General features: G+C 31.0%; 25 protein-coding genes and 1 pseudogene. 2 read left to right on the forward strand and 24 right to left on the reverse strand.

Translation table 11 applies throughout. The features are described from left to right. Positions 1-18: 18 nt before the first annotated feature. The 6 genes from BLV37_RS08195 to BLV37_RS08220 form a co-directional block, all read right to left on the reverse strand. Positions 19-543, reverse strand: a complete 525-nt coding sequence (locus BLV37_RS08195; protein ID WP_091729862.1) for a hypothetical protein — start codon at positions 541-543, stop codon at positions 19-21. A gap of 16 nt (positions 544-559) precedes the next feature. Continuing rightward, positions 560-1174: a J domain-containing protein gene (locus BLV37_RS08200; protein ID WP_091729864.1), complete on the reverse strand. Its 615-nt coding sequence runs from the start codon at positions 1172-1174 to the stop codon at positions 560-562. Next, complete coding sequence (locus tag BLV37_RS08205) at positions 1158-2042, reverse strand: DUF5685 family protein (RefSeq protein ID WP_091729867.1); 885 nt, start codon at positions 2040-2042, stop codon at positions 1158-1160. Before BLV37_RS08205 ends, BLV37_RS08200 begins: the two co-directional genes overlap by 17 nt. 188 nt (positions 2043-2230) lie before the next feature. Continuing rightward, positions 2231-4048 carry a putative glycoside hydrolase gene (locus BLV37_RS08210; protein ID WP_091729869.1) on the reverse strand — a complete coding sequence of 606 codons (1818 nt, stop codon included), beginning with the start codon at positions 4046-4048 and terminating at the stop codon, positions 2231-2233. A 124-nt stretch (positions 4049-4172) separates the two neighbouring features. Next, the gene (gene rnhA / locus BLV37_RS08215) at positions 4173-4631 is read right to left on the reverse strand and encodes a ribonuclease HI (RefSeq protein ID WP_091729872.1); all 459 of its coding nucleotides are present in this window, start codon (positions 4629-4631) and stop codon (positions 4173-4175) included. A 21-nt stretch (positions 4632-4652) separates the two neighbouring features. Beyond that, a complete protein-coding gene (locus BLV37_RS08220; protein ID WP_091729875.1) occupies positions 4653-4874 on the reverse strand; it encodes a YdbC family protein in 222 nt (73 codons plus the stop codon). A gap of 149 nt (positions 4875-5023) precedes the next feature. On the opposite strand from BLV37_RS08220, the gene BLV37_RS08225 reads away from it, so the two are divergent. After that, positions 5024-5503, forward strand: a complete 480-nt coding sequence (locus BLV37_RS08225) for a hypothetical protein (protein WP_091729878.1) — start codon at positions 5024-5026, stop codon at positions 5501-5503. Positions 5504-5598: 95 nt separating this feature from the next. Here BLV37_RS08225 and BLV37_RS08230 read toward each other — a convergent pair whose 3' ends face one another. The 18 genes and pseudogenes from BLV37_RS08230 to BLV37_RS08315 all read right to left on the reverse strand — a co-directional run bounded on the left by BLV37_RS08230 (position 5599) and on the right by BLV37_RS08315 (position 22914). Next, positions 5599-6780 carry a class I SAM-dependent methyltransferase gene (locus tag BLV37_RS08230; RefSeq protein ID WP_091729881.1) on the reverse strand — a complete coding sequence of 394 codons (1182 nt, stop codon included), beginning with the start codon at positions 6778-6780 and terminating at the stop codon, positions 5599-5601. Positions 6781-6806: 26 nt separating this feature from the next. After that, positions 6807-7118, reverse strand: a complete 312-nt coding sequence (locus BLV37_RS08235) for a DUF1294 domain-containing protein (RefSeq protein WP_091729884.1) — start codon at positions 7116-7118, stop codon at positions 6807-6809. Further along, the gene (locus BLV37_RS08240) at positions 7105-8472 is read right to left on the reverse strand and encodes a CCA tRNA nucleotidyltransferase (protein ID WP_091729887.1); all 1368 of its coding nucleotides are present in this window, start codon (positions 8470-8472) and stop codon (positions 7105-7107) included. The genes BLV37_RS08235 and BLV37_RS08240 overlap by 14 nt, the downstream gene beginning before the upstream one ends. Positions 8473-8504: 32 nt before the next feature. Beyond that, a complete protein-coding gene (locus BLV37_RS08245) occupies positions 8505-9704 on the reverse strand; it encodes an RtcB family protein (protein WP_091729889.1) in 1200 nt (399 codons plus the stop codon). Positions 9705-9919: 215 nt separating this feature from the next. Continuing rightward, on the reverse strand, positions 9920-11152 hold the full coding sequence (locus BLV37_RS08250) for a TDP-N-acetylfucosamine:lipid II N-acetylfucosaminyltransferase family protein (RefSeq protein WP_091729891.1): 1233 nt from the start codon (positions 11150-11152) through the stop codon (positions 9920-9922). A gap of 44 nt (positions 11153-11196) precedes the next feature. Next, positions 11197-12345, reverse strand: a pseudogene (gene rffA, locus BLV37_RS08255) (dTDP-4-amino-4,6-dideoxygalactose transaminase). Positions 12346-12552: 207 nt separating this feature from the next. Next, a complete protein-coding gene (gene aroQ, locus BLV37_RS08260) occupies positions 12553-12987 on the reverse strand; it encodes a type II 3-dehydroquinate dehydratase (protein WP_091729894.1) in 435 nt (144 codons plus the stop codon). Between the two features lie 79 nt (positions 12988-13066). Continuing rightward, on the reverse strand, positions 13067-13567 hold the full coding sequence (locus tag BLV37_RS08265) for a shikimate kinase (RefSeq protein WP_244270501.1): 501 nt from the start codon (positions 13565-13567) through the stop codon (positions 13067-13069). 49 nt (positions 13568-13616) lie between these two features. Then, positions 13617-13895 carry a chorismate mutase gene (locus BLV37_RS08270; RefSeq protein ID WP_176967926.1) on the reverse strand — a complete coding sequence of 93 codons (279 nt, stop codon included), beginning with the start codon at positions 13893-13895 and terminating at the stop codon, positions 13617-13619. Next, entirely contained in the window at positions 13888-14985 is a 1098-nt protein-coding gene (gene aroC / locus BLV37_RS08275; protein WP_091729899.1) for a chorismate synthase, read from the reverse strand. The genes BLV37_RS08270 and aroC overlap by 8 nt, the downstream gene beginning before the upstream one ends. After that, entirely contained in the window at positions 14966-16264 is a 1299-nt protein-coding gene (gene aroA, locus BLV37_RS08280; protein ID WP_091729902.1) for a 3-phosphoshikimate 1-carboxyvinyltransferase, read from the reverse strand. Before aroA ends, aroC begins: the two co-directional genes overlap by 20 nt. Before the next feature lie 23 nt (positions 16265-16287). Further along, positions 16288-17358 carry a 3-dehydroquinate synthase gene (gene aroB / locus BLV37_RS08285; protein WP_091729904.1) on the reverse strand — a complete coding sequence of 357 codons (1071 nt, stop codon included), beginning with the start codon at positions 17356-17358 and terminating at the stop codon, positions 16288-16290. Between the two features lie 321 nt (positions 17359-17679). Further along, positions 17680-18834, reverse strand: a complete 1155-nt coding sequence (locus BLV37_RS08290) for a DUF362 domain-containing protein (RefSeq protein WP_091729907.1) — start codon at positions 18832-18834, stop codon at positions 17680-17682. Between the two features lie 157 nt (positions 18835-18991). Continuing rightward, the gene (locus BLV37_RS08295; RefSeq protein WP_091729910.1) at positions 18992-19249 is read right to left on the reverse strand and encodes a FeoC-like transcriptional regulator; all 258 of its coding nucleotides are present in this window, start codon (positions 19247-19249) and stop codon (positions 18992-18994) included. A 52-nt stretch (positions 19250-19301) separates the two neighbouring features. Next, positions 19302-21314 (reverse strand): ferrous iron transport protein B, encoded by a 2013-nt coding sequence (feoB, locus tag BLV37_RS08300; protein ID WP_091729912.1) that lies wholly within the window; start codon positions 21312-21314, stop codon positions 19302-19304. Between the two features lie 63 nt (positions 21315-21377). After that, positions 21378-21605, reverse strand: coding sequence for a FeoA family protein (locus BLV37_RS08305; RefSeq protein ID WP_091729915.1), 228 nt, complete (start codon positions 21603-21605; stop codon positions 21378-21380). 21 nt (positions 21606-21626) lie between these two features. Beyond that, positions 21627-21848 (reverse strand): FeoA family protein, encoded by a 222-nt coding sequence (locus BLV37_RS08310; protein WP_091729917.1) that lies wholly within the window; start codon positions 21846-21848, stop codon positions 21627-21629. 238 nt (positions 21849-22086) lie between these two features. Continuing rightward, positions 22087-22914 carry a DegV family protein gene (locus tag BLV37_RS08315; RefSeq protein ID WP_091729920.1) on the reverse strand — a complete coding sequence of 276 codons (828 nt, stop codon included), beginning with the start codon at positions 22912-22914 and terminating at the stop codon, positions 22087-22089. 151 nt (positions 22915-23065) lie between these two features. Here BLV37_RS08315 and BLV37_RS08320 point away from each other — a divergent pair, with 151 nt between their 5' ends. Next, positions 23066-24211, forward strand: a complete 1146-nt coding sequence (locus BLV37_RS08320; protein WP_091729922.1) for a YibE/F family protein — start codon at positions 23066-23068, stop codon at positions 24209-24211. Positions 24212-24252 lie beyond the last annotated feature (41 nt).

The raw sequence follows: 24252 nt of genomic DNA on the forward strand, positions 1-24252 counted from the left end.
TACATCGCCCTTTCATATTTATTTTTTTGTTCGAGTCCTAATTTTAGTCCTGTAAAAATATATACATATACTAAAAGAATAATCGTAAATTATAAAAGCTAATTGTATTAAGATAAATAATATCCAAGCTGGAAGCTTAAACATTATATCTCCTAGTAAAACTTTGCTAAATATAGTATATTCAATATAAATAGACAGATTGAATAAGAATAGCTTTATAAGTATTTCTATTAATAACATGTTTATTCTTTCTATTATGGATTTTATTATTGCATAATATCCAAAGAAAATTATGTATGGTAATACTATTGTCTTATTTGGAATCATTATAAAGCTCAATAAAGCTGAAGAAATATATACTAAAATAGCAAATTTAGTATTGATTTCTATAACTATTGAAGCAAGAAAAAAAGTGCTCAAGGCAAAAAAGAACAGCCTATTTGTAGGCAGTATTGATGACATGTACAGTGATAGTGTTGATAAAAGAGTCACAATACCTCCTATAGCAACTCTCTTTGATTCTCTATTATACATTTTTACCATAATAGATTTCCCCCTACTATATGCAGCGTACCAAATCTCCCCCCAGGCATTCACATAAGCAATCGCTACATATTAAGCATTGACATATTTCACAGAATGACGGGTCTCTTCTATATCCTCTATTATTCCCTACATTTCTGTAAGCATTTGCTCTGGAAGCTAGGTTGCTTAAGGCTGCCCTATATTCAGTATTAGTAGGGTCTAAATTTACTGCTAATTGAATATGCTGATAAGCCATATCATACCAGCCACGTCGCAAGAAAATTATTCCTTTTAAAAAGTTCCATTCAGCATTTCTATTTGTAATACCTTCTAGAATCTGGTCTGCTTGATTAATATGTCCTCTTTCTATATAGGCTCTAACCTGGGCATAAATACTAGAACTACTATTATTATATTGTTGATTGCCCCAATTATTACTTTTTTGTCCTCCAGTGTAATTACCTTTGTTTTTTATGAGAAAATCATATGCCTCATTAATCTCTTTAAGCTTTTCTTCTGCTAAGTCTGATAACGGATTGTTGGCATATTGGTCTGGATGATATTTTCTCACTAAGCGTTTATATGCAGCCTTTATCTCTTCTTCACTAGCTCCTTCTCCAATTTCTAAAACTTCATATGGATTTCTCATGAAAACATCCTCCTTTTTTTAGTATAGCTTCCATCCTATCTCTAGAGCCCATATATACTATGTTTTCGATAATACCTCTATTTTTTCTTATATCTAGAACCTCTATACCCTTACCTATACTCTCTAATGACATTATCAAGGAAAATTCTATAGATTCTAATATTCTTTTTTTAAAATCACCTATTTCTTCATCTTTACCGTATTTGTATTGAAGCAATATTGGATTATAGCTATTATTTATTATATCTGACTCTAGGTCATCAAAGGCATCTAAAATATATATCCATCTCCCCAAATTATATCCTATCCATTTAAGAGATCTTTCGATTTTCTTATTTTCTATATAATCTGGCACTGATATTTCTTCCATCAATTTCCCAAATATATCTGCTATTTCATCAACTTTATTGCATTTGCTTTTTTCTAACATGATGAGTTTGTTTAAATACTCTCTTATAGACTCTGCCTTTCTCCCAAAGGTTTTATTTGCTTTACTAAGTGGAGATAAATAAGGAATAGTCCCTATTAAAGATTTAATAGCACCTTCATCCTTCCAGTCATCTTGCAATTTATGATATGTAAGTATAATGCTCATGTTTGAAGCATAGAGAAGTGCTCTATTTGTATTAACAATATATTTCTTTTTAAAAGGATTGGCAATGCAGCCTTCTCTAGTTATCTTTTCTTTATTCTCATCTATTGATGACAATACTAATGCTAAGAAAGTTAAATCATAGTTTAAACCGAGTCTTACTATTTGATTAAATTTTTTGCCAAGCGTTTTGCAAAGACCGCAGTAATAGGCTTTAAACATATCATATTCTCTTACTTTTAATTCGCTTTTATATGGGATTATATATCCAAACAATAATTTTCACTCTTTCACAGTTAGTTAAAGTACATATTTCTATTTTAAGTTAAAGATAAATATATATCAATACAATTTGGAATTCTAGTCTTCAAAAAACAATAGATCCTTCGATACTACTTAGGATGAAATTAAAATATCACCCTAAGAAAAACCTAGTTACGAAGGATCCTTGAATAATTGACTATTTAGTTAGAAGACTCCTCTTCAGCATGGGTTAGTTTAATTTCAGGTCTTTTAACCTTCCATATACTGTTTTCTTTTACAAGCTTCCATATATGGTCTTCATTTATAGCTTTTAATTCTTTTTCTTCAGTCTTTGAACTGTATTCGTAGGATACTTTAATCTCTGCATTATTATCATCAATTAAGCTGTATTCCTTTACTTCAAACTTTATTAGCTTTAAGTTTAATGCTTCAACAATATTTTTGAACTCTTCATAGCTATAAGGTCTATCTTTTACTGGTGTTAATAGGTACATCTTAGAATATACCTTGTTTTTCTCAGAATTTAGATAGTCTTTTAGAACACTATCAGGTGTTCTACCTATTAAATCTTTCTCCTTATCTTGTCTTTTATCTGGAGTAACTATATTATTTTCTGCTTCTAAAGGAAAATATGCTAATGGATCATAGGTATTACTTGCATTCCAAACTAGGTATTCATTTATTCCAAGCTCTTTCCCAGCTATTATTTGCTCTCTTATTTCCTTCGGATTGTACTTAATATGGCCTTTAATCCACGGAGCTGTAAAACCTTGTATCCAAGGTCTAATTATTGGAGGATTCTCTAAAGAAGCATTTCTCTCAATAGCTTCTTTGAGTGCCCCAGATAATACTCCATAAGGTTCTTGATCTGGTACAGCATATCCGTACCAACCTGGGCCATAGTGGCTTGGATATATCATAGGGCACATGTAATCAATACTTTTAGCCATCTTTCTCCAAGTTTGTCCAATGTCTTCAGGCCTATCATCCCAAGATTTTGTTATTACTCCAAAAACATCTGCCGCAAGATTAACTTTATATGGCTCTAATTCTTTTTTTGCATATTCAAGAAAATCTTCTACGGCCTCATCCTTAGCTCTTCCTTCTCTACCAGGAAACTCAGTTATAGGATTATATGACTTTGCATTGTCTGGGAAACGTATATAGTCAAATTGAATTTCTTTAAATCCGTTCAATACTGCTTCTTTAGCAATAGCTATATTGTAATCCCAAACAAATTTATCAAATGGGTTTACCCAAGCTACACCCTTATTATCTCTCCAAACACCGCCTGCTTTTAACTGTATAGCATGGTCTGTTCTATGACTAGCAAAATTTTTATCTTTAAAAGTTACTATCCTAGCTATAGGGTAAATATCATACTCCTTTAACAAGTCCATAAGAGCTTTAATATCTTTTATTCTAGCACTTTTATTGGCTTCTACCTCTTCAACTATTTGTATTTCACTTTTATATGTCATTAGTCCATCATCGTCTTTAACATCAATTACTAATGAATTTATTTCAGTAGCTACTGCAATTCCAAGTATTTTTTCAAATTTATTAAGCTTATCTACTTTACCCTTTAGTTCACTAATTTTAGTGCTATCATTATTATTAAGAGCCTTTGAATATTCTGCATATATTTCTACATTGGCTTTGTCTACAGTCATACCTGCCACATTTCCTGTTACAAATAGTCCCTTTGCCTCTGTTTTTTCAATTTCCCTTTCATCCTCTAAGGGTAGCAAGGGTACATAAAACTTTCCTAGTTCTTGTTTTCTTTGTTCCTCTAAAGCTTTTCTTTCTTCAATCTTTTTTTCAAGCTCTATTTTTCTTATTTCTTCTTCAGATAGTTGATTGCTGCCTTCATCTTGTTTATTTTTATCCACATCTGTAGTATCTGCTTGTACAACTTTGTCACCTATAGGATTCTTTCCTCCTTGGCAGCCTGTAATTAATAATGATAACGTTAATACAGTTACAATCATAATTGAAACAATTGGATATTTTTTCATAAGTTAGTACGACCTCCGCTATAATATTTTATTGTCTATTATATTCAACTATTAATCATATAATATTTATTTTACCTTATCTTTCTTATATAAGCTATTACAACACTATTACATTTGCTTAATTTTATCTTCTATATTCTGCCATGCCCTTATTAGCTAATGCGTCTGCAAGCTCATTAAGCTCTACACCACTATGCCCCTTTACCTTTATAAATTTAACACTCTGAAATTCATTGACTAAATCAATCAATCTAACCCATAAGTCCTTGTTTTCAACAGGCTCTTTTTTAGAATTTAGCCATCCGTTTTTCTGCCACTTCTCATACCATTTTTGATTAAAGCAATTACATAAATATGCTGAATCTGTATATATCTCAATAGGTATGTCCTTCTTTTTAAGAGCCTCTAGAGCTTTGATGCACGCCTTAAGCTCCATTCTATTGTTGGTAGTGTTCACTTCTCCACCGTAGATTTCCTTTTTATTATCCTTATATATAAGCACCGCTCCATATCCACCAATATTTTCATCATGTTGATTCCCAGAACAAGCACCATCTGTATAAATGATTATTTTATTATCCATTCTACCCCATCCCAATATTAATTATAGTTTGATTTTATTTAGAGTATCCCTCAAGCTAATCAATTCATCTTTAGTTAAGGTTATTCCCTTCCCCATTTTTTCTTTATTAGGTGACCAATCTCTTAAATCGTATTTAGCTTCTCTATCATTCCAGCTTATTAAATTAAGCTCTTTTGTCCAACCTTTTGCTGATTCTGATATTACGGATATCTCCTCAACAATGTTAAATTTAATCTCTCCCATAACCCGTTCCTCCTTACAATAATAATTTTATTTGTCCATTTATGTTTTATTATACTATAATAATTGATATAATGTATTAGAATTATTTCATTATACATAAAGTAAAATATGTTAATAGCATATTTAAAAATCTATAGAGGTGTGAGAATATGAAAAAAGTTAATTCAATTAATAAAAAAGCTATTATTATTTTTCCAATAATACTTGCATTGGTCTTAACCTCATTGGGACCTCTAGCTTTATTAGACAGAAGTAACAAAAATGAAGCGCCAGAATCCCAGCCTGAAAATGTAAACATTGAAGATTTAGTCTATGACGAAACTGCCCTTAAAATAATAGATATCCATAAAAATCCTGAAAATTATAATGAAAAACTAGAAACCTTAGAGGTTCAGTTTTTCGAGTTTGAAGATGGGTATTCTGTTGGTATAGAATATTTTTTTGAAGGTGGGGATTCTCTGCTGTTTGATTTGCCCGCAGATTTTAATAATGCTAATCTTCCAGATGATATACAAAACTTTGATTGGATTGAGGTAACTGGTAAAATAAAACTAATAAAAGAAGCACATGATGACCATTTTCATCCAATCCCAATTATATATATTTCAGAGGTTAAAGCCTTAAAATAAATCATGTAATCATTTGTTTTATTTTGACTAAACTTATATTAAAGCAAAAAACCGAAGTAATCCAACGGTTTTTTTGCTAACTATTTCTTATTATTTTATAGCTTACTCTTAAGATGTTTCTTTAGCTTTTCTCCCAAGGACTCTTCTATATAAATCTCTTCTAGCCCCCAAAATTTTTTAAAATCTAGATATTGAGCTATGGCTTCTTTATTTGGATTGTTAGTTTTTATTCCCCTAATAAGTATATTTTTAGGTGTATGCTCCATATCAATAAATTCTAATAGCTGTGTAGAATACCCTAATATCTCTAATACATTTGCCCTGATACTATCTGTTATTAGTGAAGAAAGCTTCTCTTTTATTATTCCATGCTTCTCCATTGGTATCATAATAGGATTGTGTATAAGTTTAAATATCTCATGCTGACAGCATGGTACTGAAAGTATTGCTTGTGCATCCCAGTTCACAGCCTTAACTATAGCAGCATCAGTAGCCGTATCACAGGCGTGAAGAGTAACTACCATATCTACTTTTTCAAAGCCCTGATAATCTTTAATATCACCATGTATAAACTTTAATCTATTATAATCAAGATCTTCAGCTACTCTATTACAAAAATCTATTACATCTTGCTTTAAATCCAATCCTACTATATTTACATCTAAGCCTAATATATCTATTAAGTAATGATATAATGCAAAAGTCAAGTAGGATTTCCCGCATCCAAAGTCAACAATATTAAGAGTTTTTTCTGTTTTAATCTTTGGAATAATATCTGCAACCATTTCTAAAAATCTATTGATTTGTCTAAATTTATCATATTTTTTTGAAAAGACCTTTCCTTTTTCGTTCATTACACCAAGTCTTATAAGAAAATCACATTTATCCCCTTCATCAATAATATATGTTTTCTTTCTATTATGGCTAAGATCTATACTCTCCCTCGTAGGCTTCTTTTTTAAAATAGTCTCTTTTCCTTTTTTACTGATTAAGATTTGATAATCTGCCTCTATGGTGAATATCATGCCCTGTTTAAAATATTCATCCAATAATTTTACTATTTCTTCTATGGCTTCTAAATTATCTAAGTTTTTATGAATAACCTTGCTATTGTATTCATAAGTAAATTGAAGCTTTTTATCTTCTTTTATCATTACTGGTTTTATATTTACCTTATTAAATAAAGCCTCATTTTTCTTTTTTGTATTACTAAGGACTCCATAAATAAGCCTTTCTTTTATTATTATATCTTCAAGTAATAAAGCTATATTTTCCACTATAATCTCTCCCTAAGCTTCATCAATTATTTGTTTAAATATACTCCTATTATTGTAATCATTATCCTGTTTAATATGTAAATAGCAGGAACTCCAATATAAAACTTTTTCTTTTTAGTTTTATGGTTAAAAAACACCATCCCTATTAGTACGCCTATGGCTCCTCCAAGGAATGATAAGACTATTAATGTAGCCTCTCTAACTCTCCAATCACCTTTTTTAGCCTTTGATTTATCCAGTCCTACAACTACAAAGGAAATTAAGCTTATTACAATTATATAAACCGTAAAAGCTATTTCTATTTCTGAAAAATTACTTAAAAAGTCAGATGCTATCATTATTTGTCTCCTCCCTTATTTCTAATATTTTCTCTTTTGCAAGTTTTATTAGATTTTCTTCATTGTTCCCCTCTGGGTTTTCTAGTACAAGCTCTAAAAGATAATAAAGTATGTCCCCTATTTCTTTGCCTTGGGATATACCTAGGCTCATAATATGGTATCCATTAATAGCTAAATCCTTTACAGTCATAGGCTCTTTTTGATTGATTACCCTTTCACATTCAGCCCTTAAAAATTCTATTTTTGAAAAATCATGGGGAGGCGTAGAGCCTTTTATATCTGCAATTTGCAGCTTAAATAATCTATCTAGGTTCTCTATGCCAACCTTGTTTATAAATTTTTTGATGCTCTTTTCCCTTAAAAAATCATATCTTGACATGTGTTCTGTAACAAGAAGCTTTACTATAAATATTGTCTTGTTATCAAACTTTAATCTTTCCAAAATAGCTTCTGCCATTTCGGCACTCTTTTTATGATGTCCATAAAAATGTCCCTTACCATTTTCATCTATTGAAAAGCATTGTGGCTTTCCAATGTCATGAAGTAAAGCAGCAAGTCTTAATACTATGTCCTGGTCTATATTATCTAGGACTTCCATTATATGATTAAAAACATCTTTATCATGATTAGGATTTTTTTGTTCAAAGCCAACACTCTCTATTAATTCTGGTATTATATAATCCATTAGCCCAAGTGATATTAGCTCTCTTATTCCATCAGATGGTTTGTCAGTTAAAAGTATCTTTAATAGTTCCTCTCTTATTCTTTCCTTACTTATGTTATTAAGAAGGCTTTTATTGTTGGTCATGGCTAATGCTGTGTCTTTATCAATATTAAACTGGAGTTGGGCAGAAAATCTCACTCCTCGAATAATTCGCAGTGCATCCTCGTTAAAACGTTCATTTGGATTACCTACACTTCTTACTAGTTTATTGTTTAAATCCTGTATTCCATGAAAGCAATCAATAAGTCCATCTTCTTCATTATAAGCAAGTGCATTTATTGTAAAGTCTCTTCGTTTTAGATCCTCATATATATTATTTGTAAACTCTACTTCACCAGGTCTCCTATTATCAATATAATCTTTATCCTTTCTAAAGGTTGTGATTTCAAAGCTCTTATGGTTTACTATTAGAGTCAGAGTCCCATGCTTTATACCTGTTGGTATTATGGTGTGCTTATTGAAAATTTTCGTCATATCCTCTGGCTTTGCATCAGTGCATATATCCCAATCACTAGGTTTTTTACCTAGTAGTATATCTCTAACACAGCCACCTACTATATACCCTGAAAATCCATTGCTCTTCAGTTCATCAAATATTATATTTATTTCATTTGGAAGTATCCACTTCATGTACTATCCACCAGCTTTTCTCTAATTTAACTTTATCCTTTTATAACGCATAAGGTTCTTAGCTTTTTTATTGGCTTTATTAAATCAAGCTCTTGTTGAATAACAAATTCTATATCCTTATATGCCCATCTGCTTTCATCGCTTACATCAGATTTTTTATTTTTACCTAGTATTATTCCTAGTTCCTTTAAATCTAGCATAGTTTTTTCTACTGAAAATTCTTTTAGGGCTTGTGCCCTTGACATTTTTCTTCCTGCTCCATGGGAGCAGCTATTGAAGGACTCTGGATTCCCCAAACCTTCAACTATATACGAATAGCTACCCATAGCTCCAGGTATAATTCCAAGCCTTCCACCTTCTGCAGAAATTGCACCTTTTCTATGGACCCACACTTCTTTTCCATAATGCTTTTCTAGTGAAGCATAATTATGATGAGCATTAACTTCATTGGTAAATTCAATGTGTGGCAATTGCCTATATAATTTGTCCTTAACCACGTTCATCATTTTTTCTCTATTTTCTAAAGCAAAGTCCAGAGCTAATTTCATCCACTCTATATATTCCATACCTTCTACAGAATCAGTGGGAAGATAAGCTAAATCAAACTCTACAGGCACCTTAAAATTCCACTTCTTATTAAGCTCCTTTGCCAAGCCATTGTAATAATGGGCTATTTTATATCCAAAATTTCTACTTCCTGAGTGGACCATTATAGAGATAAATCCTTTTTCATCCTCTTGTATTTCAATGAAATGATTTCCTCCTCCTAAAGTCCCTATTTGAAAATATCCTCTCTCTATTTCCTCATACAATTCTTTGTTTTGTCTAAAGAAGCTACCTTTTTCTGCTTCTCTTAATACTCTACTAGCTTGTTTGTTTTTATGATGCTTAAAACCAGTAGGCACATCTCTCATAATTTGTCCTACTAAGTTTTTATACTCTGTTTCCGTCAGCTCAGATTTATGTATATTTGTATCTATAAAGGCCATACCACAGCCTATGTCTACTCCAACCCCATTAGGTATCACTACTCCTTCACAGGCAATCACTCCCCCTATGGGCATTCCAAATCCTGAGTGTGTATCAGGCATCAACGCTACCCATTTATGTATGAATGGTAGATTTGAAAGGTTTATAGCTTGTCTTAAGCATTCACTATCTAAGTCATCTATACTATCTAGCCAAACTTTAATAGGCTTTAATTGTTTTTCCTCATTAAATAAAATAAACACTATCATCTCCCCTTTTTAAAAAGCATTATCCATTTTTTATTTTATACTAATTATCCTTTATGTCAAACTAAAACTATTAGCTGATATATATAAGAATATTTACGATTTTTATATAATTTAATGTTCTACTTATTTTGTTTACTATGTCATACTATTCTAAATAAATGAGTATTAAAAAGGCTTCCTTGATTTTAATGCGACCATAGAAACCCTTTTTATTGTTCAAAAACTTTACTCATATATTCCTTCACTTTCTTATCACCAAAAAATTCTTTAATAGCTTCTTTGTTAACTTTTTTACAGTCTTCTGAAATTGCAAACATTTCTTTTAAAGAGGATATATTTATCTCGCTAATAGAAAAAACTTTTACTCCTATTTCCTGCAAATATGAATAATAGGTAACCTCTTCATTCATATATACTTTTTTCCCTAGATAAAGTAATAGGTTAATATTTCCCATGCCTTGCTGTCTCTTATGGTTCATAATTCCTATATCCACTTGATTTAAAATGGCTATATACTCCTCTGGCTTCAAAAATGCTTTTAATGGAATAAATTGTTCTCCTAAAAGCTCCTTTCCTTTTAAAATTAATTCTTCGATGTACTTTCTTTTTCCATATGACAAAGGAACAACTACACAAAACTCTTTTGAATCTATATCTTTTAATTTGTATAAAATGTCTAAATGATTATTTGTTTCATAGCCTGAGTTGCCTAGTAATATTACATATTTATAATCTTTCTTAAAATCATATTGGCTATTACTTATATTTTCTTCACATTCTTTATCATAGGTGGTAAAATCAATCGGATTAGGATATGCAAACGGAATATACTTTGCATTTGTATCGTAATTTGATTTAACCAAATTATAATCTCCCTTAGCAGTAGCTAAAATATATGATATTTTTTTTATTACCCTAAGCCTTTGTTTGTAGTTTTTTCTAGGTTTTTTAGCTTTTCTTGATATTTCTTCTACATTTTTTAAGTTTTTTTCTACTAAAAACTCTTTAGTTGATTCTCCATATAAATCTATATCTATATAATTATATAAATCTGCTCCCCATATAATCCAGTAGAATTTGTTTTTTCCCTCACATCTATCGATAATTTTCACAAAATCATCTTTCAAAAAATGTATAAATACTTTCTTGCTCATATCAGATAAATTCTTTATATCTTTTAAGTCCAATCTCTTTACATTATCATAATTTTGGGGATCAATATATTTTAATTTTTCTGTTTCCCTTAAAGCAAAAACATGTTTGTTTTTATCAAAATTCATATTGACAAATTCAATAAGTCTTCTAGAGTAAAAATTATCGACTATTATGTGTAGATTTTTAATGTGTTTGCTGTTGTTTTTTTCCTTATTTGATTTGTTATTATTACTATTTTGTTTTCTCAATTTATTAGATTTGTACTTTTTATTTATATTATTATTCATTCTCTACGCCTCACATAAATTTTCTATTTGATTTTATTGCTTTCCTAAATTAACACTTTATAAACTGAATCAACAATATACTCTAACTCTTTTTCATTTAATCCAATATACAGAGGTAATCTAAGTAATCTTCTGCTTATATCTTCTGTTATTGGCAGATCCCCCTCTTTATAGCCAAGCTTTATTCCCATAGGTGAAGTATGCAAAGGTACATAATGGGAAGCTGTACCTATTCCTTTTTCATTTAACTTATTCATTAAATATACTTTTTCTTTTTCTGAATTTAATATTATAAAAAACATATGATAATTGCTTTCACAATCTTTTGGAATTATCTGTCGTTTCAAAATCTCCATATTTTCTAAATCAGCTAGATTATTATAATAGTAATCAAAAATATATTTCCTACTATTTTTTATTTCTTCTACTCTTTCGAGCTGACCATATAATAAGGCTGCCAATATATCTGAAAGCAAATAGCTTGAGCCTACATCAATCCAAGTATATTTATCAACCTCTCCACGAATAAATCGGCTTCTATCTGTACCTTTTTCTCTTATTATCTCTGCTCTTTTCATCAACTCTTCATCTTTATTTATTAATAAAGCCCCTCCTTCTCCACATGTATAGTTTTTAGTTTCATGAAAGCTATAGGTTCCTATATCTCCAAAGGTTCCTAAATATTTACCTTGATACTTAGCATTTACTCCTTGGGCTGCATCTTCCACTACTTTTAAACCATATTTTTGTGATATTTCTAAGACTTCATTCATATTACATGATATCCCGCCTTAGTGTACGATAAAAATAGCCTTAGTTCTAGAGCTTATCTTTTGTTCTATATTCATTGGATTTATGTTTAAAGTACTTTCTTCTATATCTACAAATACCGGCTTAGCACCTCTCAATACAACAGCATTAGCAGTGGATACAAATGTATATGATGGAAGAATAACCTCATCTCCATCCTTTAGGTTTAATAAAATAGCAGCCATATCTAATGCTGAACTGCAAGATGTAGTTAATAATACCTTATTGATACTAAAAAGGCTCTCCATTAGCTGACAGACTTTCTTAGAATAATATCCATCTCCAGAAATTTTTCCTTTTTCTAAGATGTCTACTATATACTTTTTTTCTTTTTCTGTAATAAAAGGCTTGTTAAAAGGGATGCTTGGCATATTTACTATCATTCCTTTCCCTGTGATTAAGTAGCACAATAATATATATAGTTAATCTATTCATCTTATGAGATTATGTTCATATCAAAACATCCATAAAAATTACCTCAATTTAAGCAAAAAATATAACAGGGACATAAATTATTAAAAAATAATTCATATCCCTTTCATATGTATTTGAATATTTGTTTTTTACATCAAATATACATTCTTTCTAAACTATTTTTCTAGATACTCCTTCAGTCCCATCATAGCCATAGTGTATCCATATACCCCAAACCCTGTTATTTGTCCTATACAAGCAGGAGCTATTACTGATTTTCTTCTGTATTCTTCTCTATTATAAATATTGCTTATATGGACTTCTATCGTAGGTATGCTTACTGCTTTTAGTGCATCATATATAGCTATACTATAATGGGTATAAGCGCCAGGATTAATTATTATACCATCATATTCACCTAGAGCATTTTGAATATAGTTGATTATTTCTCCTTCTACATTGCTATGAACTATGTCTATGTCTAAAGAAAATTCTTTTGCACTGTTTTCAATTTCTTTACAGAGTTTATCATATGTCGTACTTCCATATATGTCCTTTTCTCTAATCCCTAATAAGTTAATATTAGGTCCGTTAACAATGAGTATTTTCAATAAAATCATCTCCTATAGATTTTTTATATCATATTATTTATTAGTACACACAGAAAACAAAATAACATGACTGGAGTATTTATTTTATTATAGATATAATGTCCTTAACTATTTTGTCTATACTTTTATTATTTATTATTTCATAATCACAGTATTTTTTATATAATTGAATTCTTTCCTCATAAATCTTATATAAATTTTCTTTATTATCTTTAAGTAAAGGCCTAGTTCCAATATCTATATCTGAAATAATATCTTCTAAAGGCCTATTTATAAAAATTATTATCCCATTACTCTTTAAAAACCTTATATTTTCTATATTTTTAACAATCCCTCCACCTGTAGCTATGACACATGGAATATTTTCATTAATTTTCTTTACTGCCTCATGTTCCAAATATCTAAAAGCATCTTCTCCATTTTGAAAAATTTGCTGAACACTCATTCCTTCAGCTTCTTCTATGTATTTATCACTATCGTAAAAGTCGATGCAGAGCTTATCAGCCAATTGTCTTCCTATAGTTGTTTTTCCACTGCCTGGCATTCCTATTAAGACTATATTTTTAAAATAACTATCCAAGACTTGCCTCCTTAAAACTATTCTAATTCTATTTAAGTGATATTATAAACTATTTTTCTCTTTTCATTTCCTTTTCTTGAACTATCCTACTAATTTTAAATATGTTTCTATAGAAAAGCTCTAGCTCTTGACTCAGACCATTGTCATTGAGCTTCTCAATATTTTCCCTTATTATTTCATCTTCTCTGACAGGGTCATATATGGGTATATTATTATTCTTTTTATATTCTGCAACCCTTTTAGAAATATTCATTCTTTTTTCAAAGAGCAGCGTAAGCTCATTATCTATTTTATTTATTTCGTCTCTAAATCTAATCAGTTCATCCAATAAAATTACCTCCATGTTCCATTATTAAATCTAATACTGCCAACCCACTTACAGCCTCTACTACAGGTACTGCTCTAGGAATTATACAGGGGTCATGTCTGCCATCTATTTTAATTTCTACGTTTTCCATAGCTTTTATGTTTACAGTTTTTTGCTTAAGTCCTATAGAAGGAGTTGGTTTTATACCTACCCTAAAAATTACAGGCATTCCATTAGTAATTCCCCCTAAAATCCCTCCGTTATTATTTGTGTATGTTTTTATCTCTTCATTTTGGATATAGTACTGATCGTTAGCTTGGGAACCTTTTAGCTTTGTAATTTCAAATCCTCTACCAAATTCTACGCCCTTAACCCCAGGAATAGAAAACAACAAATGTGATAGCTTGCTTTCTACTGAATCAAAGAACGGGTCCCCTATTCCAGCTTTAAGATTTAAAATTGCAGCTTCAATAGTTCCTCCTATAGAATCCTGTTCTGACTTAACTTCTTGGATTAATTCTATCATTTTTCTTCCTTTTTCTTCATTAATAACCGGAAACTCTTTTGTGTTTATTTTATTTATAGTATTAATATCAACTTGTGCTAAATCAAAATAATCATCTTGCACATGACCTATACTCAAAATATGGCTTCCAATTACAATATTATTTTTCATTAAAATCTGCTTTGCAATAGCTCCTGCAAATACTAACGGTGCTGTAAGTCTACCTGAAAAATGTCCCCCTCCTCTATAGTCACTAAAGCCTTTGTATTTCATATAACCAGTATAGTCAGCATGTCCAGGCCTTAAAAGCTCTCTTATTTTGTCATAGTCCTGAGATTTCTTATCTTCATTGGGGATGATAACACATAATGGTGTTCCAGTTGTGTTTTTGTTAAAATAGCCACTAATTATTTCAAAAGAATCACTTTCTTTTCTTTTTGTAGATATATTATCCCTACCAGGTAGTCTTCTTTTCATCTCTTTATCTATTAGCTCAAAATCTAGTTCAAGCCCAGCAGGCAGTCCGTTGATAACTATACCTATTCCTTTTCCATGAGATTCTCCAAAAATTGATAGCTTTAGGTTTTTACCCCATATTCCACTCATTTATAATTCCTCCTAAGCTCATAAAATCCTGCCAAAATCCTGGATAGGATTTGTTCACAACATGGCTATTTTTTATTATCAATGGCTCTTTACATTTGGTTGAAGCAATTGCTAGAGCCATGGCAATTCTATGGTCATTCCAGCTATCTACAATTCCTCCAGATAAGCTTTTCACTCCATTTATTATAAGTCCCTCATTAGTTTCTACTATATCTGCACCTATTCTGTTCAATTCTTTTGATATAGCCATTAATCTGTCTGATTCTTTTATCCTAACTCTTTGTGCATTTATAATTTCTGTTCTACCTTTACTCAATGCTCCAAGAACAGCTAGTACGGGTACTAAGTCAGGCCATTGGGAAGCATCTATTACTATTCCATTAGTTTGGGAATTCTTCACTATAATGTCCTCACTCTTTTTAATAATATTGGCTCCCATTCTATTCACTATATCTAATATCTCCTTGTCTCCTTGAAGGGAGTTGATATTTAGACCCTTTAATACTATATCCTCATTCAGTATTCCTGCCACTATCCAAAATGCTGCCTGAGAAAAATCTCCTTCTACTATATAGTCTAATGGCTTATATTTCTGATTTCCTGGAACATAAAACCTATAGTAGTTATCATTTATTATTTTAATAGAATATTTATTTAGTATATCTATTGTCAAATCAATATATCCCTTAGATTCAAGCTCTGTTGTTATCTCTATAACCGAATCCTCGTATAATAGGGGCAATGCAAACATTAACCCCGTAATAAATTGAGAGCTGATATTCCCTTCTAATTCAAAGGTCCCTGGCTTAAGCTTTCCTTCTATAGTAAGCGGGAGCTTGCCAGCGATATTTGAGTATTTAATTTCTTGCTTATCAAATATATTATAATAAGAGGTTAAAGGTCTCTCTACAAGCTTTCCTTTACCTTCAAGTTTGAACCTTTCTCCCACTACACAAGCCAAAGGTATTAAGAACCTTAATGTAGAGCCGGATTCCTTGCAATGGATCGTCTCTGCTCTCTTTGTCAATTCTCCTTTGCCTTCTACAGTTATATAGCTTCTGTTAGTGTTAGGGTCGGTAGCTATATCCACTACTTCCATACCAAAAGACTTCATTCCTTCTAGAGTAGCTATAATATCATCTGAAAATATAATATTTTCCATTTTACTCCTTCCTTTAGCTAATGCTGCACATATAATAGCTCTATGACTTAAGCTTTTTGACGGCGGAATATTTATATTGCCTTTAAGAATTGAAGGCCTTATTTGAATATGACTCATGCTCTACTGCTCCCTTCTAAAATCTATAAATGACTGACAAATTCACCTATATCTTCTTTATTTATTTTATTAATAAATCCAGCTCCAATCTCCTTAAGTAGTACTATATTTAAAATATCTTCTTCTCCTTTTTTATCTAAGGCTATGGATTCTAAAAGCCTGCTATTATCTATTTCACCTATTTCAAATGGTAAATTATATTGCACCAAAATCCTTTTAATCAGGCTAGAGGTTCCTTTCTTAGTTATACCCATCTCTTCACTTTGTCTAGTAATACAATACATTCCAATGGCTACAGCCTCACCATGAGTAAAAGTTTCATAGTTAAAAAACTTTTCAATAGCGTGACCTATAGTATGCCCAAAGTTTAACAGCATTCTCTCACCAGATTCTCTCTCATCCTTTTCTACTATTTCTTTTTTTATGCTACAGCAGCTATATATTATCTCTTCAATATTTTCATATAGCTTTTCTTTACTCTCTATTGATAATAACTTTTCATACATTGTTTTATCTCTTATACAGGCATATTTTATAACCTCTGCCATTCCATCATATAAATATCTATTAGGCAATGTATTTAATAAATCTGGATCAATAAATACAGACTCAGGGTGATAAAAATTTCCTACTAGATTTTTCCCCCTCGGAAGATTTATTCCAACCTTACCCCCTACACTGCTATCTATTTGTGCCAATAATGATGTAGGAACTTGAATATATCTAATACCTCTTAAGAAGGTGGAGGCTGCAAATCCTGCTAAATCACCCACTACTCCACCTCCAAAGGCTACAATTAAATCCTTTCTATTTATTCCAATATCTAATAACTGATTATAAACATGGCTCAAAACTTGGATAGATTTGCTACCCTCTCCTGGATTTACTAAAATAGTATGAATTTGAAACCCATATGCACTAAGGCTCTCAATAATCCTATCTCCATATATACCTTTAATATTGTGATCCGTAATTATTGCAATTTTTTTGTTCTTATATATTCTTCCTATTTCAAAGTCAAGACTATTAATAATGCCCCTTTTTATTAAAATCGGATAGTCTTTTTGAGCTAAATTTACTTTAATTTTGTACACCTTAAGTCACCTCTATTTAACCTTTGTATAATATTTATTATCCTATATTTTCTATTTAAAATCTACTAATTTCATTAAGGCATATATACCTATATCATTACATACTAAAAGATTGAGTACAATCCTATCATTTTTTAAGCTTGCATAAGCTTTTAAAAATAAATGACTTGATAAAAACTTTCAAAGGCTAATAAATCAAAAAAGCACTCCGTCCTTATGAGAAAGGACGAAATGCTTAACAGTTCATGGTGCTATTTATTTTAGACAGCATTGCTATCTCTATAATTAAAACTAATAGTCAGTAATACTTTCAAAAAATCCTTATAGCTTTGATATTAGCTTCATGATTAAAGGTCTATGAATAATAACCGCCTTTTTAGGACAAAGCTCCTGACAACAGTAGCATCTTATACATCCGTCAAGATTCACTATAGGCCTATTGTTTACCATTTCAATAACTTTTGCTGGACAATTATCTGCACAGTCTCTACAGCCTATACAATCTTTATGAATGAATACTGGCTTAGGCTGTAAAAGTTTATTTGATATAGCTCTTATAAAAGAAGGTTTATTATCTTTAATAAAGTGAACACTTCGAATACCCGGTGCTTTAAAATCATAAACCTTAAAATTATTTATATCTTCACCAACAAGCTCTATATCCTCTAAATTACCCTTAATCATATTTCTCTCTACACATCTTAATATAGTAGGTACCTTTAATGGAGGTATATTAACTATAGTAGTAGCCACAACATCTAAATGATAAGGTGAAGTGGAGGCTAATACTACGCCTATATCTCTGGGCTCTCCAGCTGATGGGCCTGCTCCTTCCATACCTACTATTCCATCCATAAATGATAGTATGGGGTTTCCTGCTAAACAAATATCTACTAATGCCTCTGAGAAATCTTTTATCTCAGGCATTTTAAAATGGTATTCCGCCTTTAGTATTCCTGGAATAATTCCAAACATGTTTTTTACTGCTCCAGTAAATAGCATCATCCCGTGAGTTTTGAGTTTAGAAACAGAAATAACCTTATCAACCTTAGTTATCATTTCTACTACTTCCATACTCTTTAATATCTTACCTTTTTCATTCTTAACTTCTACAGAGTTTGTATTGTAGTTTAATTCTGCTCCTACTTCATCAGCTATTTCCTGAATACCACAGTACTTATATATTCCTTTTAGTATTCTTTCATTAAAAGGTCCTCCTGGACTATCTCCTATAACTACCCTCGTACCATATTCTATTAAAATCTCTGCTAAAGCTTTTACAAATATAGGATGTGTTGTTGTAGCTTCTTCTGGTTTTTTCTTCATCAGAAGGTTTAACTTTAAAAGTACAGTTTCACCTTTATTTATGTACTTCTCAATACCCCCAAGATTATTAAAGCTCTTTTCAATAGATTCTTTTACTTTAATATAATCATAATTTTTGCATTCAGTTAATGATACTATTTCTTTTTTCACTCAGTCCCACCCTCCTATATTTGCAATAATTAGATCTGTACGTCTAAAAATTATAACAGGGATTGTAAATACTGTCAATTCAAACCCTGTTATATAGTGAGACTTAGCTATAAGATTTAAATACACTTATATAGATAACAATAATCCATCTAATCTTTTAAATAGAAGATAATAGCTTTCTTCCCTTTTCTGTAATAGTTATGGTATTTACCGGACTTGTTGCACATGCGATAGTACATCCGCTGCATCCACCACTGCAAATAGGGTTATCCTCTTCACTAGCCACATATTTCATTCTCTTTAGTTGATCAAGTACTTGCTCAATCATTGCTTCACTAGTATTTAATTTAATAGCCAATGTTTTTTTTGAAAAAGTCGACATTTGGCTTAATTCCTTTAATACATCTAATATCATATAATCCTCTCCTAAATATTAACAAGCTACAATTACCAGATCCTTGTATCTGTTAGCTTAGCCCCAACAATCTGCCAGCTTGGAACACAATTACAGACAATATCCAACCTATGGCAAAAGTATAAACTACAGCAAATAAAGCCCATCTTTTTGAATTTGTTTCCCTTTTGATAGTACCAATTACGGCTGCACAAGGAGTATATAAAAGGGTCATAATCATAAATGAAACCGCACTTAAAGGAGTAAAAGCACCTTGTATAGCGGTAATAAGCTGTGTTCCCTCTTCAACTCCTGCATATACCATGCCCAATGTAGCCACAACAGCTTCTTTTGCAACAATACCTGCAAATAACCCTACCGATGCCTGCCATGTGCCAAATCCTGCAGGTTTAAATATAGGTGCAATAATATTGCCTATTTTCCCAAGTATACTAGCCTCACTATAGGGTTCAACACCATAAGGTAAAACAGATAGAACCCAAAGAGCTGTAACAACAACAAATATTACTGTTCCTGCCCTCTTCAAGAAAGAGCCTACTTTATCCCACATGTTTAGCAATGTTCCTTTGATTGTAGGCATTCTATATGGTGGGAGTTCCATAATGAAATAAGAGGATTCACCCTTAAATAAGGTCTTGCTAAATACCTTGCCCATTAACAATGCAATTAAAAAGCCTAGTACATATATAGAAAATAAAACTATACCTCCATGTTTAGGGAAAAAGGCTGCTATAAATACTAAGTATATAGGTAATCTTGCTCCACAGGATATAAACGGATTGATTAGCATGGCTATCATTCTGTCTTTTTTACTATCTAAGGTTCTTGTAGCCATTATTCCCGGTACATTACAACCTACTCCTACTAACATAGATATAAAAGTCTTTCCATGAAGACCTAAGGATCTCATTATTCTATCCATAACATATGCCGCTCTCGCCATATACCCACTATCTTCTAATAGTCCAAGGAATAGATACAAAACCAAAATCAATGGTATAAATTCTAAAACTGCTCCAATACCACCAATAATACCTTCACTTACAAAAGAAATTAACATTTCAGGTGCATTAATACTTATAAGAAATTCTCCTGCTTTTTCTCCAATAAATTCAATTCCACTAGCTACAACTCCTCCAAGAAGATCTTGCCCTATAACAAAAGTTAATTGATAAATAATTAGCATTATTAAAGCAAATATTGGAAGCCCTAACCATTTATGAGTTAAAACCTTATCTATCTTATCAGATCTAGTCGTAACTTCTACTTCAGGCTTCTTTACACTTCTACTAACTATATGCCCTATGAACTCATATCTTTTATCTACTATTACGAGCTCAGGCTCAATAGAATCATGGGCATCATCTGTATTATCATTAAGTATATCAAATATATGAGAGCTGTTATTTTCTTTTATCATTTCATGTATATAGCTGTCTCCTTCAAGTAGTTTTAGAGCAAGCCATTTTGAAGGATATTCATTGTTTATAGAAGAGCTTTCTATAACTTCCTTTAACTTATCAATTTGCTCGTCTATATTTTTACCATAACTTATTGGTGTTTCAGTTTTTTTATCCAAATTTATTATTTGGATAGCCTTTTCAATTAATTTATCAATACCATTATTTTTAGAAGCTACAGTTGCTATAACAGGAATGCCTAATTCTTTTGATAATTTTTCAATATCAACAATTATGTTTTTCCCCTTAGCTTCATCCATCATGTTTAAAGCAATAACAACCTTAGTGCCCATTTCTAATAATTGAGTAGTTAAGTACAAATTTCTTTCAATATTAGTTGCATCCACTACATTTATTACTACATCAGGATTATCCTTCATAATAAAATCTCTTGCAACTACTTCGTCTTCAGAATAAGCCCCTAAGCTGTATGTTCCAGGCAAATCAATTATTTTGTATCTTTTGTCATTAATTTTAAGAGTGCCTTCCTTCTTCTCCACTGTAACACCCGGCCAATTGCCTACATGCTGGTTAGCTCCAGTAAGAGCGTTAAAAATTGTAGTTTTCCCACTATTGGGATTACCAACTAAAGCTATAGTACTCAAATAATCTCCTCCCTTGCGTTAATAATAATCATTCTCAATAGCTAGTCAAAAAAATTTAATGACTCAATTAGCCCTTATCATTATTTTTTGAGCCAGTCCCCTTCCAAGAGCAATCTTACTGCCTGCTAAAGAAACTATAATAGGACCTATGTCATTTTTTATAACTTTTACTTCTGAACCTGTGTTGAAACCCATTTCATAAAGTCTTTTAGAGACTTTTTCGCCTCCCGCAATATTATCAACCATACCAATTTCACCTTCCATAAAAAAACTTAAAGGTCTACTTGTCATAAAAATATCCTCCTATCTAAACTATTCTACAATTATGCTAACAGCTTCATTTTTTCTCAATGAAAGCTTATACCCTCTTACTAGAATTTCCATAGGATCACCTAAAGGAGCCTTGCCTGTAATCTCTAACTTGACTCCAGGTACTATACCCATCTCTAGAAGCCTTTTTCTAATTTGCACTTCTTTTGATATTTCTTTAACTTTTACCTTTGAACCTACAGGAAACTTATCTAAACTATTCATAGAACCCCTCCAATCGTAATGATAATCGTTATCAATAACATGGTATAATATAATCTTATAAATGTCAATGTTTTATTCTTATACTTCATAATAATTAAATTATGCAGCTAGTCTGATTGCATTAATTTTTCAAACATAATATATAAAAGAAGCTTCTGTAAAGCCATAAGGCTTCCATAGCTCCTTTTATCTGGGGGGAAAAATAAGTGTTAAGTATGTTTATATCACTACTTTCATATTACCAACTAGCACATAGACCAATAGCTTTAGGACCAATATGAGATCCTATAACAGGACCTAATTCATCTATTGTAATAATTGCATTTGTAAATTTCTTTTCTAATTGTGCTTTATAAGCCTCAGCTTCCTTTATATTCTGCACATGTGCAATTGAGATTATCTTTACATTTTCAGGAACCATAGATATTATTGCTTCCATAGCTCTCTTTTTTCCTCTTTCCTTTCCTATAGGTTCTAATTTACCATTTATTAATCCAATTACAGGCTTAATATTGAGTAATGTTCCTATAAAAGCAGTAGCATTAGATAGTCTTCCGCCACGCTTCAAATACTCTAATGTATCTACAGTAAGGTTTATGCTCATGTTTTTTATTTGGATTAGTATCTCTTTTTCTATTTCGGCTCTTCTAAATCCCTGTTCTACTAGTAAGACCGCCTTCTCTACAAGAAGCTTTAAGTTACCTGCAGATGTCTTTGAATCAATTACTGTTATTTTATCTGTTTCAAGCATATCAGCACCCAGTCTAGCACTATTATATGTACCGCTTAGTTCTGATGAAATGGTTAAAACAATTATTTCATCTCCGGTTTCAAAAGCCTTTTTATATGCTTCAATAAAGTCACCTGTTGAAGGCTGTGATGTAGTTGGAAACTCTTTTGTGTTTACTAATTTTTCATAAAACTCATTAAATTCCCCAGGAAATCCTTCTTTATTTATCTCTCCACAAAAATTTACTGAAAGAGGAACTATTTCAACTCTATTTTTATTAGCATATTCTTTAGTTACATATGCTGTGCTATCTGTAATAATCTTGATCCTACTCATCTGTATTCCTCCTAATAATAGTATAAGTTTATAGTACCAGATACTAATATCTAGTGCAAGCTTTATTTATGAACAAAATCAACTATAAAATCGTGTTTTCATTTTCTTTATGATATAATGTAGAAAAATAAGTACAAAAGGAGGAATCTTATTGAAAAGGTTTATTATTATAATCCTGTTAATATTCTTAGTCAATTCTTCTTTTAGTTTTTCTGAAGATGAATATAATGATTTAGAAGAGAATTTTTTCTATGCCAGAGGTGAAGTTATTGAGGTAATATCAGATGTAGAAGGCATAGATTATAATGATATTAATAGTTTGAATATAGATACTCAAATTTTGAAAATAAGGATTACTAGCGGTAAATATAAAGGGCAAGAATTCATCATTGAAAATCATGTCAGTGGTAACCCAGTATTTGATATTATAGTCAAAAATGGCGATAAGGTTTTATTAGATATTGAAGAGGATTCAGAAGGAATACCTTCTATATATATAACAGATTTTATAAGAGATACATATTTAGGAGTTCTCTTATTAATTTTTGCAGGATTGCTAATTGTTATTGGAAAAATCAAAGGTATTAAATCTATTATTTCTCTTGCTATAACTGGTACTGTTATATTGAAATTTATGCTGCCTATGATACTTAAAGGATTTAATCCTATTTGGGTAGCTATATTATCTGCTACAATAATCACTTCTATATCATTTGTTATAATAGCCGGAATTAATTTTAAATCATTTTCAGCTATTATAGGTACTGTTGGGGGTGTTGTTTTTGCAGGCTTTATTGCTTATACTATTGGTTCCTTAGTTAAATTAACTGGACTGCATAGCGAGGAGGCAAATATGCTTATGTTTATTCCTCAGCAAATTAGCTTTAACTTCCAAGGACTTTTGTTTTCCGGAATAATTATTGGTACCTTAGGTGCGGTAATGGATGTAGCTATGTCAATATCCTCTGCAATGTATGAAATGAAGGCACTTAATCCTGAGATTTCTTCTAATAAATTAATAGTCTCTGGTTTAAACATTGGCAAGGATGTTATGGGTACTATGTCAAATACCTTGATTCTAGCGTATACAGGAAGCTCTGTCCCTTTAATGCTTCTTTTTATGGCATATGAAACTTCAATTATAAAAATAATAAATTTAGATATGATAGCTACAGAAATCGTGAGAGCTCTCTCAGGTAGTATTGGATTAATTATAGCCATCCCTATAACTGCAATGGCTACAGGCTTAATTTTAAAATATGAGCATATTTTTCCTAAATCTCAAAAACCTAATTAGTGTAAATAAAATAAAAGCAGATAGTATTTTTATGCTATCTG

It is taken from the genome of Proteiniborus ethanoligenes (assembly GCF_900107485.1).
GTDB lineage: Bacteria > Bacillota > Clostridia > Tissierellales > Proteiniboraceae > Proteiniborus > Proteiniborus ethanoligenes.

Excerpts from the sequence above, each read along its gene's own strand:
- BLV37_RS08235 (WP_091729884.1), bottom strand. The coding sequence starts at position 7,118 with ATGATAGCATCTGACTTTTTAAGTAATTTTTCAGAAATAGAAATAGCT.
- aroA (WP_091729902.1), bottom strand. The coding sequence starts at position 16,264 with ATGAGTCATATTCAAATAAGGCCTTCAATTCTTAAAGGCAATATAAAT.
- aroC (WP_091729899.1), bottom strand. The coding sequence starts at position 14,985 with ATGAGTGGAATATGGGGTAAAAACCTAAAGCTATCAATTTTTGGAGAA.
- BLV37_RS08250 (WP_091729891.1), bottom strand. The coding sequence starts at position 11,152 with ATGAATAATAATATAAATAAAAAGTACAAATCTAATAAATTGAGAAAA.
- BLV37_RS08295 (WP_091729910.1), bottom strand. The coding sequence starts at position 19,249 with ATGATATTAGATGTATTAAAGGAATTAAGCCAAATGTCGACTTTTTCA.
- BLV37_RS08210 (WP_091729869.1), bottom strand. The coding sequence starts at position 4,048 with ATGAAAAAATATCCAATTGTTTCAATTATGATTGTAACTGTATTAACG.
- BLV37_RS08195 (WP_091729862.1), bottom strand. The coding sequence starts at position 543 with ATGGTAAAAATGTATAATAGAGAATCAAAGAGAGTTGCTATAGGAGGT.
- rnhA (WP_091729872.1), bottom strand. The coding sequence starts at position 4,631 with ATGGATAATAAAATAATCATTTATACAGATGGTGCTTGTTCTGGGAAT.
- BLV37_RS08305 (WP_091729915.1), bottom strand. The coding sequence starts at position 21,605 with ATGACAAGTAGACCTTTAAGTTTTTTTATGGAAGGTGAAATTGGTATG.
- BLV37_RS08310 (WP_091729917.1), bottom strand. The coding sequence starts at position 21,848 with ATGAATAGTTTAGATAAGTTTCCTGTAGGTTCAAAGGTAAAAGTTAAA.
- BLV37_RS08200 (WP_091729864.1), bottom strand. The coding sequence starts at position 1,174 with ATGAGAAATCCATATGAAGTTTTAGAAATTGGAGAAGGAGCTAGTGAA.
- BLV37_RS08240 (WP_091729887.1), bottom strand. The coding sequence starts at position 8,472 with ATGAAGTGGATACTTCCAAATGAAATAAATATAATATTTGATGAACTG.
- BLV37_RS08315 (WP_091729920.1), bottom strand. The coding sequence starts at position 22,914 with ATGAGTAGGATCAAGATTATTACAGATAGCACAGCATATGTAACTAAA.
- BLV37_RS08225 (WP_091729878.1), top strand. The coding sequence starts at position 5,024 with ATGAAAAAAGTTAATTCAATTAATAAAAAAGCTATTATTATTTTTCCA.
- BLV37_RS08220 (WP_091729875.1), bottom strand. The coding sequence starts at position 4,874 with ATGGGAGAGATTAAATTTAACATTGTTGAGGAGATATCCGTAATATCA.